Origin of the sequence: Paenibacillus sp. NRS-1760, from assembly GCF_050467785.1 — a bacterium.
Taxonomy (GTDB): Bacteria; Bacillota; Bacilli; order Paenibacillales; family Paenibacillaceae; genus Pristimantibacillus.
Genome location: NZ_JBITPK010000013.1, coordinates 766,793 through 783,194, shown reverse-complemented (window position 1 = coordinate 783,194; position 16,402 = coordinate 766,793). Strand labels below are relative to the sequence as shown.

General features: G+C 42.8%; 15 protein-coding genes and 1 pseudogene. 2 read left to right on the top strand and 14 right to left on the bottom strand.

Annotated features, from left to right (window positions below; all coding sequences use genetic code 11):
• Positions 1–54 precede the first annotated feature (54 nt).
• The 5 genes from ACIFSR_RS19200 to ACIFSR_RS19180 all read right to left on the bottom strand — a co-directional run bounded on the left by ACIFSR_RS19200 (position 55) and on the right by ACIFSR_RS19180 (position 6,980).
• Positions 55–1,677: an AraC family transcriptional regulator gene (locus ACIFSR_RS19200; RefSeq protein WP_430059251.1), complete on the bottom strand. Its 1,623-nt coding sequence runs from the start codon at positions 1,675–1,677 to the stop codon at positions 55–57.
• Entirely contained in the window at positions 1,677–3,416 is a 1,740-nt protein-coding gene (locus ACIFSR_RS19195) for a sensor histidine kinase (RefSeq protein ID WP_430059249.1), read from the bottom strand. Before ACIFSR_RS19195 ends, ACIFSR_RS19200 begins: the two co-directional genes overlap by 1 nt.
• A gap of 78 nt (positions 3,417–3,494) precedes the next feature.
• Entirely contained in the window at positions 3,495–5,084 is a 1,590-nt protein-coding gene (locus tag ACIFSR_RS19190; protein WP_339209230.1) for an extracellular solute-binding protein, read from the bottom strand.
• 65 nt (positions 5,085–5,149) lie between these two features.
• Positions 5,150–6,019, bottom strand: a complete 870-nt coding sequence (locus ACIFSR_RS19185; RefSeq protein ID WP_339209231.1) for a carbohydrate ABC transporter permease — start codon at positions 6,017–6,019, stop codon at positions 5,150–5,152.
• Between the two features lie 13 nt (positions 6,020–6,032).
• The gene (locus ACIFSR_RS19180; RefSeq protein WP_339209232.1) at positions 6,033–6,980 is read right to left on the bottom strand and encodes an ABC transporter permease; all 948 of its coding nucleotides are present in this window, start codon (positions 6,978–6,980) and stop codon (positions 6,033–6,035) included.
• Positions 6,981–7,299: 319 nt separating this feature from the next.
• On the opposite strand from ACIFSR_RS19180, the pseudogene ACIFSR_RS19175 reads away from it, so the two are divergent.
• Positions 7,300–7,872, top strand: a pseudogene (locus tag ACIFSR_RS19175) (MFS transporter); the annotation flags it as partial.
• Between the two features lie 396 nt (positions 7,873–8,268).
• Here the strand turns inward: ACIFSR_RS19175 and ACIFSR_RS19170 are convergent.
• From ACIFSR_RS19170 to ACIFSR_RS19150, 5 genes are all read right to left on the bottom strand, one after another.
• Positions 8,269–9,399 (bottom strand): cytochrome P450, encoded by a 1,131-nt coding sequence (locus ACIFSR_RS19170; RefSeq protein WP_430059246.1) that lies wholly within the window; start codon positions 9,397–9,399, stop codon positions 8,269–8,271.
• 33 nt (positions 9,400–9,432) lie between these two features.
• Positions 9,433–10,032, bottom strand: a complete 600-nt coding sequence (locus ACIFSR_RS19165; RefSeq protein WP_339209235.1) for a TetR/AcrR family transcriptional regulator — start codon at positions 10,030–10,032, stop codon at positions 9,433–9,435.
• 227 nt (positions 10,033–10,259) lie between these two features.
• The gene (locus ACIFSR_RS19160; RefSeq protein ID WP_430059244.1) at positions 10,260–10,694 is read right to left on the bottom strand and encodes a hypothetical protein; all 435 of its coding nucleotides are present in this window, start codon (positions 10,692–10,694) and stop codon (positions 10,260–10,262) included.
• Between the two features lie 84 nt (positions 10,695–10,778).
• Positions 10,779–10,964 (bottom strand): hypothetical protein, encoded by a 186-nt coding sequence (locus ACIFSR_RS19155; RefSeq protein WP_430059242.1) that lies wholly within the window; start codon positions 10,962–10,964, stop codon positions 10,779–10,781.
• A 166-nt stretch (positions 10,965–11,130) separates the two neighbouring features.
• Positions 11,131–11,811, bottom strand: coding sequence for a TetR/AcrR family transcriptional regulator (locus ACIFSR_RS19150; protein WP_430059240.1), 681 nt, complete (start codon positions 11,809–11,811; stop codon positions 11,131–11,133).
• A gap of 138 nt (positions 11,812–11,949) precedes the next feature.
• Between ACIFSR_RS19150 and ACIFSR_RS19145 the strand changes: the two genes are divergently transcribed.
• The gene (locus ACIFSR_RS19145) at positions 11,950–13,302 is read left to right on the top strand and encodes an MATE family efflux transporter (RefSeq protein WP_430059238.1); all 1,353 of its coding nucleotides are present in this window, start codon (positions 11,950–11,952) and stop codon (positions 13,300–13,302) included.
• 106 nt (positions 13,303–13,408) lie between these two features.
• On the opposite strand, the gene ACIFSR_RS19140 is transcribed toward ACIFSR_RS19145, so the two are convergent.
• From ACIFSR_RS19140 to ACIFSR_RS19125, 4 genes are read right to left on the bottom strand one after another with little or no spacing between them, the layout of a single operon-like run.
• The gene (locus tag ACIFSR_RS19140) at positions 13,409–14,176 is read right to left on the bottom strand and encodes an ABC transporter permease (RefSeq protein WP_339209241.1); all 768 of its coding nucleotides are present in this window, start codon (positions 14,174–14,176) and stop codon (positions 13,409–13,411) included.
• Positions 14,177–14,938, bottom strand: a complete 762-nt coding sequence (locus ACIFSR_RS19135; RefSeq protein WP_339209243.1) for an ABC transporter ATP-binding protein — start codon at positions 14,936–14,938, stop codon at positions 14,177–14,179.
• A gap of 13 nt (positions 14,939–14,951) precedes the next feature.
• Complete coding sequence (locus ACIFSR_RS19130; protein ID WP_339209245.1) at positions 14,952–15,818, bottom strand: pentapeptide repeat-containing protein; 867 nt, start codon at positions 15,816–15,818, stop codon at positions 14,952–14,954.
• Between the two features lie 13 nt (positions 15,819–15,831).
• Entirely contained in the window at positions 15,832–16,161 is a 330-nt protein-coding gene (locus ACIFSR_RS19125) for a PadR family transcriptional regulator (RefSeq protein ID WP_339209247.1), read from the bottom strand.
• Between the last annotated feature and the right edge of the window lie 241 nt (positions 16,162–16,402).

The following is a 16,402-nucleotide window of genomic DNA, read 5'->3' as shown; positions in this document are numbered from 1 at the left end:
TGGTCCTTTTTTTTTTACATGATTTCGCGAAAAAATCATACATTTTTTGCAACCTTATTTGGATTCGTACCGTGTCATTTTTATCCGGTATTGCTTAGGAGTCTCACCCGTATATTCTTTAAATAGTTTGCAAAAGTAACCTTCATTGACGATTCCTACTTCCTCGCACAATTCCAATAAAGAATAATCCTGAGCATTTAACAGCTCGAGAGCTAATTGAATTTTTTTACGGTTGATGTAGCTGATCACGCCTTCGTTCATTGTTTTTTTGAATAAGCTGCTAAAATACGACGGAGCCAAATTCACATCCTCGGCAATAGCCTCCAGCGTTAAACGCTGTTTCAGATTTTTCTCTATAAACTGCATAGCACTCATGATTTCTGCACGATGTAATAGTTGTCCAGCATGTACATATTCGAATGTGAAGTCGCCAATATAGGCAAGCTGCTCTTGAAATGCCATAAATTCCATGGGGAATTCAGCTACTTCCGTGGCCAGCTTGTTCCCTGATTTAAACTTCAAAGTAATGTCTCTATATAAGTCTCGAAGCATGGGTGCCATGATAGACTTTTGGATTTTATGGTCCGAAACAAATTGGTTCAAATCAGCAAGTTCACTCTCCAGCTCTTCCTTGGAAATCTTCCTTTTCACCCATATAAGAAAATCAGCCAGTTTCTGCTGAAAGTCTGATTTTTTGTCATTATGGTATTGGAACCGATGCATGGGTGTTTTTACTACTTTCTCAGTATGATAATAGAAATCCTCACTCACATTTTTAGCTTCCGAGTATGCTTGTTTAATCGATTCCCAGCCTCGGTGCGGACCTCCAAAAGCGACGGATACCCTTTGATTCAAATATTGCTGCAAATGAGAGACGATCTGTCCTCCTAATGATTGGCAAGCATATTCCGTTTCCATATCACTGCGGTTATTTTCCCAGGAAAGAAAACCAATAAAACGATTATCGGACAGATCCGCAGCTACGCCGCTTCCGCCATTCATCACCGTTTCCTCGATTACATTCGTCATCGCATATTTCAAGATGTTTTGATCAGCGGCTGAGTATTCGTTCCGGAAACTTTCATAAGTATTCATTTCTACAATGAAGCAGCAATAGTTGGCTTGAAAGAAATGGAACTGCATGCGATTGGCAAAATCCGATGCCCGATGGGAAGGAATTTCGCCTCGGATAAGCTCGTTAAAAAATTGCTTTCGGACTCTATATTTATTTTCAAGCACGGATACGTTTAACGATTGAAATTCCGCTTCTTTTTTCTTCACTTCATTTAAAATCCCAGCCGCCTTAGATAAGGCCCGATTCAAATCCGCTTCCCTCAGCGGAACTTTAACAATGTACTCTAATACGTTGGCATGAATAGCTCGCTGGGCGTATTCAAAGGATGAATAGGCGGTCAAAAGTATGTATTGGGTATGGGGGAGCTCCGGCTTTAGCTGCTCAATCATGGAGATTCCATCCATTCTTGGCATAACGATATCGGATATTACGATATCCGGCTTAAGCTTTATAATTTCCTCGATCCCATTCAGCCCATTGTTCGCTTTTCCCACTAGAACAAATCGCTTATCCCTATGGGAGAGCTCATTAAAAAACAATTCCAATCTTTGAATGATTAGGTCTTCATCGTCAACAATGAAGCAGGTATATTCTCTCACCATTATGTTTCTCCTTTTAGCAAGTCTGCTGGGAATATGGCGCGTACATGGGTTATTTCCTTAGGTATGCTCACGATTTGGAGCCCGTATTGTTCCCCGTAGTGAAGTCTAATTCGGCCATGAATATTATTTAACCCGATTCTTTTCCTTTTCACTTCCACATCACTCGGTTCTGAAACTAAAATACGCTTTATTTTATCAGCTGGAATTCCCTCGCCTTGATCAACGACTTCTATGATGACGATGCTTCCCTCCCTGTACGCATGAATCGTTATCGGGCCTTCGATCCCTCCTCCGTTATAGCCATGGAAGATACTATTCTCCACAAGGGGCTGCAGCAGCATTCGAAAAACTGGGAAATCTATTAACCCTGCTTCGATATTTTCAATCAATTGGAAGTTTCTGTTATACCGGATGTTCTGGATCTCGATATAGTCCGCTACATTTCGTAATTCCTGATGTAGGGAAACCTTCTCTGAAGCGTCATCTATCCCATATTCCAATAATGAAATGAGCGAACCGATCACCACATCTACTTTCTCTATTTGTCCGAGACGAATAACATTGCTGATCGAACCAAGCGTGTTATACAGAAAATGAGGGTTTATTTGAGACTGCAGCACTTGAATCTCCAGCTTTCGCTCAAGCTCATTATGAAGATCCGCTCGTCGTATCAATTCCACAATTTGCTGCAGCATACGGTCGAAGGCGCGGGAGAGATCTCCGAACTCATCGTTTCGTTTAATCGTTATTGTCGTTGTAAGGATGCCTTGTTCCACCCGTTTCATTTTTGATTTGAGCGCATAGAGCGGAGTCCTTATATACTTGGCAATAAAAAAAGAAACGAACAAACTTAAGAGAAGACCTGCGGCTAGAAGCTCGATGTAATAGGTTTCCAATCTGGATAAAGCGGCTTTCAAGCGTGATTCATCATTGATCGAAATAATGGTCCAATTGAATTTCTCCGTCGGTTTTTTCAGTAGGGAGACCGGCATGCCGTCCTTGGTATGCAGTTGAAGGGTTGTTTCTGCCGTATCCAGAATTTGTTCTGCTGACGTTTCCCCGATTGAAAAAGTATGATCTTGAACATTCAGCGGTCCTCTATTTTCCGAAAATCCGGCAATGATCTTACCCGATGCGGTGATCAGAGCCAAATTCATTTGTTCCTGCTTATTAATCTTGAACAAGGTTTCTTCAATAGCATTTAGATCCAAATCTACGGCAATGGCCATCGGAAATGGAGCGCCATTCAGATATCGAACCATCGTAACTGTCCAGCCGGAATACTTGGATTTGTAAGGATCACTGACGAAGGTCGTCCTTCTGTTCTTGTCGGCCGCATGAAATAAAGGCTCTCTTTCCGCTAAAGGTTCATCGAAAATACGGGTAGGCGTGCTTCCGCCTACAATGGATAAATCGCTTTTAATCAAATAAATATTACTGACGTAATTACTGTTGAGTTCATATAGCTCTCTTAATTGCTTTTTGATTACTTCCGTATTGTCAATGTTGGCTTTCACCGATGTTTCGACCGAGAACAGGATCGTCTGGAAGGAGGAAAAATTAACGGTGAAATACTGATCGACCTTGTCAAGTATTTGGTTGGTGTAGAAGATGTCATTGGTTCTTATTTCCTTTTGGACATAGCGATAGGACAATTGGCTTATCAAGATTATGCAGCCTAATACAAACGCAAACACGATAAAAAATAATTTTAAAGGCAAGCTGATTCTTCTTCGCATTGCGCATCTTCCTTTTTTGAGTCCGTATTAAAATGACAATAAAGAGAGGGGCTACGAATAGCCACTCTCTTCGTTCATTTACTTGATTAAGCCTGCTTCTTTAAATTGCTTGATTGCTGTTTCCTTATATTTCTTCATGTCAAACTTGGTATCCAACGTTTGGAGGAAATTGTCCCAATTGGATAGAGGGTCTTTGCCCGTCATAAATTTGACTAAGCTTTCATTAATGAAACGCGAGCGGTCAGTTGCCAAGGTATCGCTAGGGTCTGCGGTCAATAAGTTTCCAGGCAACGTTGGCCCCACATATTGCTGATTGTTCACGAAAGCTTCTGCCGTCTTAGGATTCTGGAAGCTGAAGTACTCGGCATCGTCACCACGGCGCGGCATTCTGTAATGATCGACCCATAGGTACTTTTCTTTCATTTCCTTCGATAATTCGGACGTTTTATTTTTGATCTTGCCGTCCACTACATCCCAATGAATTCCTTTGATTCCGTATGCAAAATTCGGATAGGCTTCTTCGTCCGTAAAGAGATAATTCAGCATGGACAAGATCCGAATGATTTTGTCCTTATCCGCTTTCTTGGAGATGGCCCATGAATTGCCTTGGAACGATTTTCTCTCTACGATTTGATCGCCGTAAGGACCTATCATTGGAGGAATCACGATCCATTCCGGCACCTCTCCGCTGATTTCTTTCATTTTCTGCTGATAATCCGGCTCCAGCCTGCGCGCATCCCTGATCATGAAGCCGACTTTCCCTTTAAATAGCTTTTGGTCCAACAAATCAGGCGAGGTCATCGTCACCCAATCGGGGTCTACCACATTGGCTGCCATCATTTTATTAATGTAAGCAAGCGCTTCTTTCATTTTGGGATCGATAAATAGAAATACCGGTTCATTATCTTTCACTTCAATGGCTGATGGAGGATTAACGCCAAACATCCACATCAAGCTATCGAAGCCGTAGGTTTGCAAACTGCCCTCTTTATTCATGCCGCCGATGAATCCGTACGTATCGTTTTTGCCGTTTCCGTCCGGGTCTTTCTCTGTAAAGGCTTTCATGACTTCAAATAGCTCGTCAGGTGTCGTTGGCACTTCCATATTCAGCTTTTTCAACCAATCATTGCGGATGAAGAAGCTTCGGCTGATACCGTTTACATTATCATAACCTGGAACTCCAATGGTTTTCCCTTGATAGGACATCGCCTCCCAGGAGTCGCTGCTAAAACGTTTCTGAAGTTCAGGGAATTGATCCAGATACGGTGTCAAATCCGCAAGAACGCCTTGATCATAATATTGTGCGAGATCGGACCGACTCTTCAAGAATAGCAAATCCGGGATATCTCCGCCTGCAATAAGCGTATTTAGTTTGGTTGTTGATTGCCCAGCCTGAGGAATCGTCATATCCAAGTCGATGTTCATTGCCTTCTCCAGCATTTGCCGTTGAATGTCTTCATCGCGTGGAGGAATCGGAGCGGCAGCGTTGAACGTGCCTTGGTTAAACATCGTGATTTTCATTTTTTTCGCAAACGGGTTATCCGTGGATGGTGAACTGCTCGAAGCTGTCGGCTTAACCTCCTCTTCTTGATCCCCACATCCCGACAATACCGTTCCCAGCCCTACAATAGCAGCCAGAATGGCAAATGATATCTTAGTTCTTTGCATATTGACCTCTCCTTTGCTTGTATATTATCACGGTTTCCCGTAACAACCTAGATAAGATTTGCTTTTTAACCTTTAATCGATCCCATGAGCATACCCTTGGTAAAATGCTTTTGCATAAATGGATATACGATCAAAATGGGGACCGTAGTCACGACAACAGCAGCCATTTGAACAGCGAACTGGCTAACCGTTCCGGTATTGGCCATCGACTCAGCACTTTGATTTGCAATATTAAGCAGAATGTTGCGCAAGACAACTTGAAGTGGCATTAAATTCGCATCATTGATATACACAATCGCATCGAAATAACTATTCCAATGCCCTACTGCGTAAAATAGGGAAATCGTAGCGAGGACAGGCATGGACAGCGGTAAAATGATTTTCCATAGCGACTGAAGTTCACTTGCACCGTCAACTCTCGCCGATTCCTCAATTTCAGCAGGCAATTGCTCGAAAAAGCCTTTAATGATCACCAGATTAAATGCACTAATGAGATGCGGAACAATCAAAACCCATGGACTATTTAACATCCCCAAAGAGCGGATTAACAAATAAGTCGGAATTAATCCCCCGCTAAACATCATGGTAAACACAATGAATAATAAAAACGGACTGCGTCCCGGCAAATATTTTTTGGATAACGGGTACGCCGCGATTACCGTAAAAAACACATTTAACGCAGTGCCTACAATCGTTCGGAACAGCGTAATTTTATACGCCTGCCCTATACCATTAGAAATGAATACTTCCTTATAGGCTGCAAAGGTAAAGGATTCTGGTATTATCACAATCCCTCTTCTTAACACTTCCGATTCCGGTGTTACCGAAACAGCGACCACATATAAAAAGGGAAGCAAGCAAAGCAGCGATAACATAATAAGAATAAAATAAACGGCTGATTGCCATACCTTTTCCCCGATCGTCAGCTTAATCATATCTCATACCACCTCACCAAATTTGCCCATCGAATTTTTTGGCAAGCTTGTTTGCAGCCAATACTAAAATAAATCCGATGACAGCTTTAAACAATCCCACAGCAGTTGCGAGGCCAATCTTAAGACGCTCCAGCCCCTCGCGGTATACCCATGTGTCAATAATATCGATTTTCTCCTGGTTAAAAGTATTGGCAAACATGAAGATTTGGTCAAAACCAGCGTCCAGAATATGGCTCAATTTAAGAATGAGCATCAGAATAATGACTCCTCGAATGCCGGGCAAGGTTACATGCCAGAGCTGTCTTGATTTGGAAGCGCCATCCATTCGAGCTGCTTCATATAAGCTTGGGTCAATCCCTGATAATGCGGCAAGGTATAGTATCGCTCCCCAACCGATGTCCTTCCATATTTCAGACGAGATAACCAGCAGTCTTCCCCAAGCAGGCTCCGTTAGGAAGGAGATGGGATCAAAACCGTTTTCCTTCAAAATCATATTGAAAAGGCCATCACCCGGAGCCAATAATGCAACCATCAATCCATAAACAATGACCCAAGACAGAAAATGCGGTAAATAAGTAATGGTTTGTACGATTTTCTTAAACCATTGGGTATGAACTTCATTAAGAAGCAAAGCAAGTGCGATGGGAGCGGAGAAACCGAACAATAGCTTATACAGCGATATAATTATCGTGTTTCTCATGATGTCCCAGAAATAAACGCCGTTAATAAAATCTGTAAAGTTTTTAAATCCGACCCACGGGCTATCCCATAACCCCAAAGCCAGATTGTAGTTTTTAAAAGCAATAATGATTCCGGCCAATGGGATGTATTTGAATACGGCAAAATAAACCAATGCCGGAATTAATAGAAGGTACATCACTTTATACTTTTGTATGGTCCTTAACCACGAATTCCGCTTTTTGGAGAGGGGAATAGCTTCCGCTGCCAATTTCGATTGCATGTCATCACCTCGTCTTTATTTATATTTGTATAATAGCACCCCCCTCTCAGATAAATTTCTGTCATTTCAAGAATTTCTTATAAGATATTAAGTAAGTGAGCCTTCGATAGTTCTAAGTAAAAGATTTCTTCTGAGATCTGCTCCATAAAGTAATTCTCTACTGTGCTCTACAATGAAGGTGAAGGCACCAATCGATTGTTTATCCTTTGAAAATAAAAAAAACCGCCTTATAGGTGGCAAAACTTCTATTTGCTATATTCATCTGTTCGTATCAGATCAGAGGTTTTCTTAAAGTGAGCTTTATTGGATTTAAGACTCTATCCTTGTTTTCGTCATGTCCTTTGGGCTTGCCAATTATGAAGCAGTTTTCGGCCTCTTCGTCGACCATAAGCTCGGCTTCACACCGAAGGATATTGCTTTCATTTTCACCTTTGCGTCCATTGTAGGCGCAGTCATTCAGTTATCCATTTTCGGCTGGCTCATCAACCGTTTCGGCGAAAAGCGGGTCATTACACTTTGTCTGCTCGCTTCAGGGGTGTTCGTCCTGCTGACGTTGTTCGTTCATCAATATTGGCTGATTTTTGCAGTTACTTTTGTTATATTTTTGTCCATTGATATTATACGCCCCGATATTAGCACGCAAATGTCCATGGTTGCGCATGAACAGCAGGGATATGTGGCAGGACTTAACTCTGCTTTTACTAGCATGGGCAATATTATCGGACCGATAGCAGCCGGAATCCTGTTCGATGTAAATGTAAACTTTCCATATGTGGTTGCCGGATTCGTCCTCATACTAAGCTTCGGGCTTACTCTGTTAACAGGAAACAAGCGTGTAATGCGTACGAGTAATTTAAGAAAAGAGCGGAATGCGGTGCTATATTTACAATAAAAAATGGACATATCCGCTCTTCTAAAACGGATGTCCATAAATGGTGTATAACACAATATGAAGTTACAGTCATTCTAATGGTCTATGCTGCAGTCACGATTATTGGCTAATCCTTTGTTATGATTATGGTATGCTCATGTTGTGCTGCAAAGCTATTGTCGATTGTAGTAATTAGGATGGCTTTTGATGCGATTACCAATCTTCCCATTCTTCACACGGAGTATTAAACATATAAGTAAATAAATATTGCTCAAAGAGGCTGCCGTTTAATATCAGCAGCCTCGTCATGTTGATTCTTACGCTATAGTATTGTTCGATTGTAGAACCAATGATTACATAAGCTTATACGACTTTTATTGGTGTTGAATATGCAATCAAGCTCCTGTTAAAGTAAAGTTATGTCGTCAGAACCAGTGGCAAACGATTGACCCCGAACATCATCCAGCTGTCCAGCCGCTCTAGCGTGTGCGAACGATCTCTTGCGTAGTCAGGAAACCTGCTAAGAAGTGTTTGAATGGCGATCTTGCTCTCCAAGCGGGCAAGCTGAGAGCCCAAGCAGAAGTGTATGCCGTGTCCCAATGCCAGATGCGGATTCGGGTTGCGATGGATATCGAATTTTTCCGGATTATTAAATTGCTCTCCGTCATGATTGGCCGACCCGATCCAGAGGTTGACCATTTGTCCGGGCGAAAGCGTTTGGCCGCGCAGAACAGTCGTCTTTTTAACGATTCGATTCATCGTTTGAACGGGAGAGCAATAGCGAAGCACCTCTTCGATGGCTTGCAGAATCATGGAAGGTTCCTCGATGAGACTTTTCCTAGCCTCTCTGTCACTATCTAGGCACAGTAAGGCTGACGTTATAAGATTGGTCGTCGTTTCATTCCCCGCCACCAGCAGCAGAATGCAGAATCCGATGATCTCCAAGTCACTTAATTGCTTGCCTTCGACCTTTGCATGAACGAGATTGCTGATGAGATCATCCTGCGGGTCAAGCCGTCTTCGATTCATGATGTCGGAGAAATAGTCGCTCATTTCCTTCTGGCATTGAAAATAACGTTCGCCGTCATTCCCAACTAGCGAATCCGACCATTCCTTGAACCGGTCGCGATCCACAGACGGAATGCCCAGCATTTCGACGATGACGATGATCGGCAGAGGGCTCGCATAATCGAGAAGGGCATCCATCTCCCCCGTCTCTTCTGCTTGATCGCACAATTGCTGCGCAATCGATTCAATTTTCGGTGCGAGCGCTTCGATAGCCCGAGGCGTGAAAGCTTGCGAAACGAGCATACGCAGCTGTCGGTGTTTAGGTGGATCTTGCCTAAGAATGCTTGAGTTGATCGGCTCCATGGCGCTTTCCGTCCCTTTTGAAGAATAATGCTCATGATCGGCAAATATCTTCTTGACATCTTCGTACTTGTACACGTCCCAAGTATTTTTCTCCGAATTGAACACGACAGGGGAAGAGTTTCGCATTTCTTTAAACCAAGACAAAGGTATCAGTTCGCTGTCAGTTTTCCAATTCATACGTCGCATCGCCGCTTTCCGCTTAGAATGAAATCAGTTCAACATACCATCTGGCTTGCCGCTGGGGGTCAAAAACAACCCGGTCGTAATAATCTGATAAAGAAAATGTTCAAGATCGTCGCGGTTCATACTACTGCCATAGGTTAGAAAGTAATCGCAGGAACTGTTGAGCAATCCGACAATTCCCGCAGCAGCCAAGCTGCAATTGACATTGATCATTACCCCCTCTTCCCGGCTTCCTTCCAGCACCTCTGCTATAAAACGAATATAACCGAGCTTCAGTTCATTCAATTCCTCTAGTACTTCCTGATCGATTCCGTTCGACAATTCGTTGAACACGATATGTGCGAATCCGCTGGAATCCAGAAACAAGTCGAGATTGTGCCGGATGATTCGCCTGATTTGTTCTTCCAACGAAAGATCAGTTTGCAGCTCATTCCGTATTCGATCGGTAATTACCTGCAGTCCATCCATTACGATCGTCTTAAACAGCTGTGCTTTTCCTGGAAAATGATAATACAGCGTCCCTTTGGCAACCTTTGCTCTAAGTGCGATATCGTCCATACTAGCTCGGTGGTATCCATTTTCCGAGAAAACGTCTATCGCTGCTGACATAATTTTCGTTTTGCTCAATGCGAAATGTCTCTCCTTTCCGTAATAAACTGACTAGTCAGTACAATTAATATGCTTATGGTAACACTCGGTAAATTGATTGTCAATCATGATTGCCTTTTTCGTTATTCGGTACAAATTCTTGACATAGCACATTGCTAAGTATATGTACCGAAAAAACAAAAAAACCACGATATACGTGGTTTTTAATAGCTTGTCTCCTATTTAAGCATGCTCAAGAGCTTCGTTCAGATTTCTATTTTTTCAAGCTTTTCAAAAACACCATCAACCCATTCTTGGTCATCCCATAGTTTTGAATCATGTAGTTTTCTAACAGCGGGATGTCCAGTTACAATCGTGTCTACACCGTCTTTGTTTCCAAAGTACAAATCAACGATTTTTAATATTTTATTTTCTGTTTGAACTAACATCTTAAAGCTCATACCAGATCCTTGGTTCGAAAAAGGTAAATTTACGTAGTAGAGATTTTCATCAAGTTGCTTGAATTCTGCTTCCGCAAATTTATTTTCCAGACCGAAAACAACACTAAACTCTCCCTTTAATTCTTTTCTTTGTTCTAGCTCAAGCATTTTATTTGTAAATTTAAGAAGATTCTCGTTTGATATGTAATTTCTAAATGTGACTGCATTTTGTTCTGCAATAGCACCGGTATACAAATTCACAAAAGCTTTTCCAAATGTGATAACAGTGTCTTGATTCCGTTTGTAAAGGCGGGCCGTAATTCAAACTAGGAATAGCTTCTCCTATTATTTCTTGTGCTGCAGCTTTCTTTTAATGTGAACACCGATCAAACCGATAATTATAAAGCATCCTCCCGTAACGATCATGCCGAGAAAATTAGTCAAAATGAAATCAGGATCGGGACCATTTCCTACTGGACCAATTTTAGGTTTATAAGCATCAAAATAATAAAAAATAGCCATTAATGTCATTAGGGTACCTACTAATATATTAAATACTGATATCCATAGTTTATATTTATCTGGTTGTGTTATGAGTAAATAAATATTTTGGATGATTACGAAAGCCAAGAATATCCCTTTGTAGATCACCTTAATATCACCTTTCCTCAAAATGTAATCGTAGTGTGTTTACATACTACCTATCCTGATCCTCTATTACTTGCTCAATCCCCTTCAGAATCAACTTCATGCCGAATTCAAACGCTCCGTCGGTTCCTATCAGATTGAATAGCCCACTTTTGTACATCCCTCGAAACAGTCCGGCGTCTGTCTCGCTCATGGAGTCCAGAAGACTGTTTATCTCTCCCTCACGAAGCCCTCCCTGCTCCTCAAGCATAGTGGATACAACGCGCTGATGCTGATAATTGTCCAGAACGAAGTAGAAGACATAGTTCACCAGCGTAAGAACGGCTTGTAATTTTTGCTCTTGCTTAAGTGGCGTAGATTCCATGCAGAGCAGCATTCGGTTGGTGAACCGGATCATGTCTGGTTCGTGGGGCAGCGTCAACATCATGAGCTGCGTGGAGCAGGGATATCGGCTGAGCACACTACGTACGGTAAGCGCAAATTCCGCTAGCTGCTCCTGCCAATCTCCCTCAGAGTGAAACTCCTCCAAAATGATCTTCGATACATGGTTGGCCAGGCGCTGGTAGAGATTCTGCTTGCTCTTGAAATACCAATACAAAGAGGGAGCCTGAATGCCCAGACGATCGGCCAATCGCCTCATGCTGAATTTCTCAATGCCTTCCTCTCCTAGAAGCTCCCACGAGGTTTCCAAAATCTTTTCCTCCGAAATCTGAGGCTGCTTTTTTTTCATCGGTATCCGTCCTTTTATCTAACAGTGTAAGTTTATGCTTTACAGGTTCATAAGTTCATGATATCATCTAACACTGTAAGATACAAACTAACACTGTTAGATTGTATATCGAAATAAATAAAGAAAGTAGTGATTCACATGGATACAGAAAACCTCCATTACTTTGAAAAAGCACCTGTCTCAAAAGCTGTAGCTCACTTCGCTATACCGATGATGCTAGGCATGTCAATGAGTGTCATATACTCCATTTTGAATGCCTATTTTCTTGGTACACTTCACAATACGGCCATGTTGACTGCACTCGCGCTCACCTTGCCTTTATTCGCGGTGATTATGGCACTAGGCAACTTGATTGGCATCGGCAGCGGAGCATTCATCTCTCGGTTGTTAGGTGAGAAAAAATATGATGATGTTAAGCATGTATCTTCATTCGCCTTTTACAGCAGTTTAGTTCTCGGTCTCATCGTGATGGCCGTTAGTCTCCCGTTGATTAATACAATCGTTCATGGTCTGGGGGCAACGCCTGACTCCTTTGGATTTACAAAGGACTACGTCACGATAATGCTCATTGGTTCACCAATCGTCGTCTTATTTTTTACGCTGGAGAATATTGTGCGCTCGGAGGGGTCAGCTACCACGTCGATGATCGGTATGATTATCAGTGTTGTTGTAAATATTATTCTAGATGCGCTTGTCATCTTCGTTTTCCATTGGGACGTAATCGGTGTTGCATCTGCTACAGTCATTTCTAATTTAGTTGCGAGTATGTACTACGCCTTTCATATAAGATATAAAAGCCAATTTTTGACCATTTCTATAAAATGGTTTAAGGCTACCAAGGACATTCTAGGCAATGTATTCAAAATCGGAGTTCCCGTTTTTGTTATGAGTATCTTCATGGGTGCAATGTCGCTCATCTTTAACCATTTTCTTGTCGAATATGGGGAGCAAGCTATTGCGGGGTTCGGAATTTCATCGCGATTGCTGCAATTTCCAGAGTTTATTCTGATGGGATTATGTGAGGGAGTCGTACCGATGATTGCCTTCTCTTTTACAGCGAATAAATTACGCATGAAGCATACCATTACATTCACAATTAAAGTGGTTGTTGCGTTAGCAGTCGTGTTCGGAATTATCGTCTATCTGATTTCCGATCATTTAATTGGTTTATTTACGAATGACCCGCAATTAATTGAAATGGGCAGCTACATTCTGCATGTGACGTTCTTATCCTTGTTCATTACAGGAATGACCTCGTTGTTTACGGGAATCTTCCAAGCAACAGCGCAAGGCACCGCCGCTTTTATTATGTCAATTATTCAAGGTGTTACTTTGATTCCTGTGTTGTTTATAGCTAATCGCTTGAACGGCTTTCATGGGGTGGTCTGGTCCCTTGTCATAGCGGATGCCGTCGCATTCCTTGTTGGAGCGATCATGCTGTATGTCCTCAGGAACAAATTGCAGCCGGATTTGGAAAGTTTAGTGCACTAGTAATGAATAACCGTGTGAGGCAGGATAAGGGCACTCCCTGATCTTGCCTTTCTTCATAAAAAGAATAAACCCAGTACTGATACAGTACTGGGTCGCATTTGATCATTTAAAACCGTTTTCTATAAACCCTCATCGCAAAGAAGTAGGCTACAAACAAGATCCCTACGCACCAAGCAAGCGCAATCCATAATTCATTGCCCACCGGTTGGTTTGAAAGCAACGCGCGAATGGCTTCAACGATCGAGGTTACCGGCTGGTTTTCAGCAAAGGCACGAACGACCGAAGGCATCGATTCAGTCGGCACAAATGCCGAGCTAATAAACGGAAGGAAGATGATCGGGTAGGAAAAAGCGCTTGCCCCATCCACCGATTTTGCCAATAATCCTGCAATGGCAGCGACCCAGGTTAATGCCAGCGTAAACAGCATGAGTATGCCAGCTACTGCAAGCCAGTCTAGTATCCCAGCCGAAGAACGAAAACCCATAATCAGTGCTACGAGAATGATAACGACAACCGAGATAGCATTGGATACTAGTGAAGTCAGCACATGCCCCCATAGTAAGGTAGAACGCGAAATTGGCATGGAATGAAACCGCTCGAAAATACCTCGCTGTACATCGGTAAACAGACGAAATGCCGTGTAGGATATCCCGCTAGCAATCGCAATGAGCAGTATTCCGGGCAATAGATAATTAACATAGTTATCCGTACCGGTTTGAATTGCACCGCCAAACACATAGACGAACAATAGCATCATCGCAATCGGAGTGATACAGACCGTGACGATGGTGTCCATACTACGGGAAATATGGCGCATGGAACGTCCGAGCATAACACCCAAATCGTTAAAAAAATGTTTTTTTACCGTCTCCATTTATGCTCCCTCCTTCTTGCCAATAATGGAGAGGAATATCTCTTCCAATGTCGGCTGCTTTTCAATATACTCCACTTTCGTTGATGGAAACATCTTTTTTAGCTCCAAAAGCGTACCACTGGCGATGATTTTACCCTTGTGCAGAATAGCTATTCGGTCAGCGAGCTGTTCCGCCTCTTCCAAATACTGCGTAGTTAGGAATACCGTAGTGCCGCTGTCTGCAAGCTCCTTCACGATCTTCCAAACCTCGATGCGTGCCTCGGGATCAAGGCCAGTGGTCGGCTCGTCGAGGAAAATAACCTGCGGTTTCCCTACAAAACTCAATGCGATGTCGAGCCTGCGGCGCATCCCACCCGAATAAGTAGATACCCTGCGGTTGGCGGCGTCTGTCAGGCCAAAGCGTTTAAGCAAGTCGTCCGCAACTTGCCGCGGATTACTCAGGTATCGCAGTTTGGCAATCATGATTAGATTTTCCCGTCCGGTCATTAATTCGTCTACAGCGGCAAATTGTCCGGTTAAACTAATCGCCTGCCTCACATGATCAGGTTTAGACGCTACATCGAATCCCTCAACGACGGCGGTTCCACTGTCTTGTTTGAGCAGCGTAGTGAGGATTTTGACAACCGTCGTTTTACCTGCCCCATTTGAACCGAGCAGTGCAAAAATACTGCCCTTTTCCACCTCGAAATCTACTCCCTTAAGGACGGCAAGCTCTTTGTAAGACTTTTGCAGACCTATAACTTGAATTGATTTGTTTTTCATGTTTTTCCCCTCCTTATCGAACTGTAACCTTAGACAATTCGGCTCCCATTCCTTTAAGCGCAGCATAGGTCAGCTTATCCATGACTGCGTCGTCAAAGCAGATGGTCTTGATGGAGCGGTAATACTTATTAGTCAAGGAAAAAAATGCTTGAAAAGAAACATTCTTGAGTGTAGCACCCTTAAACGAAACTTCATTTATAGCAGACTTGTCAAACTTAACGCCGATAAAGGTTTGCCCGTCAAGACACAGCCCACTCAGGTCACAATATTTGAAGTCCACGCCGTCAAAGATACAACCTTCAAAAATTGTTTTTTTAAGGTCGATCTTGTTTAGCGTGACGTCGGTCAGTTTTACGCCTGTGAATTTTGCTCCTTCCATCCCTGAAATGCTGAAGTTGGTGCGTACAAGGATCGATTTATTGAAGCTCGCATTGGAAAGATCATTGACAGATAGGGTACAGTCGGTCAGATTTGCGCCGTTAAAATTGGCTTCACGTATGTCGCTGCTCTTAAAGGTGCTTCCGGTCAAGTCTGCTCCTGCAAAGTCAGAGCCGTGTAATGCACTCGATGTGAAATTTCCTTTATGCGCAATAACACCTGCAAAGTCACTCTTTGGCAAATTGCTCGCGCTAAAGTTTGTCAGTACTTGCCTCTCCAGCGAGCGGGAGAGATTGGCGACTTCCAGTATCGTTTCCTCGATGTCGCCAATGCTCTCAATGGTCTTATTAAACGCTGTTTCATCGTCTTTGCCCTCGGCTTTAAGTTCACGGTACCTCTCCTGTAAATCGGAGAGCAGGTCGGCTTTTAATTCGGTGACGCTTTTCACCCCATCGTATGGCGTAAAAACGTCGTTCAAATAATTCGTCAATTTCTGATTCATCACATCAAACCTCCTATAGTAAGTTTTCAAGCACGCGTTTTGCATACTCCCAGTTGCTATTGTTGCGGGCATATGTTTCCTTGCCCTTCTCGGTAATTCTAAAATACTTGCGCCGTCCACCCTGTGATTCATCGCCCCAGTACCACTCGATATCACCGTCTGTCTCAAGACGTCTAACACTGGAATACATGGTCGCTTCTTTTAGTTCATACTCACCGCCCGAGCGCTCCGCGATCAATTTGACAATTTCGTATCCATAGCGATCATCTTCGGATAATAGTCGCAATATCATCGTATCGGTATGTCCGCGCAGCAGGTCGGATGTAATTTTGTTCTCACTCATTTAATCACCCCGCAACTGTATAATACGATATACTACTGTGACTGTCAAGGTAATATTTTAATCAAAATACTGTTTCTGTGATTTCCGAAGCCTAACCCTATCGATTTTAGTTGTAAAATGCAAAATGAACCCAAGGATCCCCTTGGGTTCACGCGATTAGTTACCTTGTGTGTCTTTGCTGTATGGCATGTGACATGATATCCCCCACAACTTAACTGTGAGAAAGTACCTTATTTCAATT

Coding starts and splice junctions, on each gene's coding strand:
- ACIFSR_RS19200 (WP_430059251.1), bottom strand. CDS start 1,677: ATGGTGAGAGAATATACCTGCTTCATTGTTGACGATGAAGACCTAATC.
- ACIFSR_RS19195 (WP_430059249.1), bottom strand. CDS start 3,416: ATGCGAAGAAGAATCAGCTTGCCTTTAAAATTATTTTTTATCGTGTTT.
- ACIFSR_RS19190 (WP_339209230.1), bottom strand. CDS start 5,084: ATGCAAAGAACTAAGATATCATTTGCCATTCTGGCTGCTATTGTAGGG.
- ACIFSR_RS19185 (WP_339209231.1), bottom strand. CDS start 6,019: ATGATTAAGCTGACGATCGGGGAAAAGGTATGGCAATCAGCCGTTTAT.
- ACIFSR_RS19180 (WP_339209232.1), bottom strand. CDS start 6,980: ATGCAATCGAAATTGGCAGCGGAAGCTATTCCCCTCTCCAAAAAGCGG.
- ACIFSR_RS19170 (WP_430059246.1), bottom strand. CDS start 9,399: ATGAATTGGAAAACTGACAGCGAACTGATACCTTTGTCTTGGTTTAAA.
- ACIFSR_RS19155 (WP_430059242.1), bottom strand. CDS start 10,964: ATGACATTAATGGCTATTTTTTATTATTTTGATGCTTATAAACCTAAA.
- ACIFSR_RS19150 (WP_430059240.1), bottom strand. CDS start 11,811: ATGAAAAAAAAGCAGCCTCAGATTTCGGAGGAAAAGATTTTGGAAACC.
- ACIFSR_RS19145 (WP_430059238.1), top strand. CDS start 11,950: ATGGATACAGAAAACCTCCATTACTTTGAAAAAGCACCTGTCTCAAAA.
- ACIFSR_RS19140 (WP_339209241.1), bottom strand. CDS start 14,176: ATGGAGACGGTAAAAAAACATTTTTTTAACGATTTGGGTGTTATGCTC.
- ACIFSR_RS19135 (WP_339209243.1), bottom strand. CDS start 14,938: ATGAAAAACAAATCAATTCAAGTTATAGGTCTGCAAAAGTCTTACAAA.
- ACIFSR_RS19130 (WP_339209245.1), bottom strand. CDS start 15,818: ATGAATCAGAAATTGACGAATTATTTGAACGACGTTTTTACGCCATAC.
- ACIFSR_RS19125 (WP_339209247.1), bottom strand. CDS start 16,161: ATGAGTGAGAACAAAATTACATCCGACCTGCTGCGCGGACATACCGAT.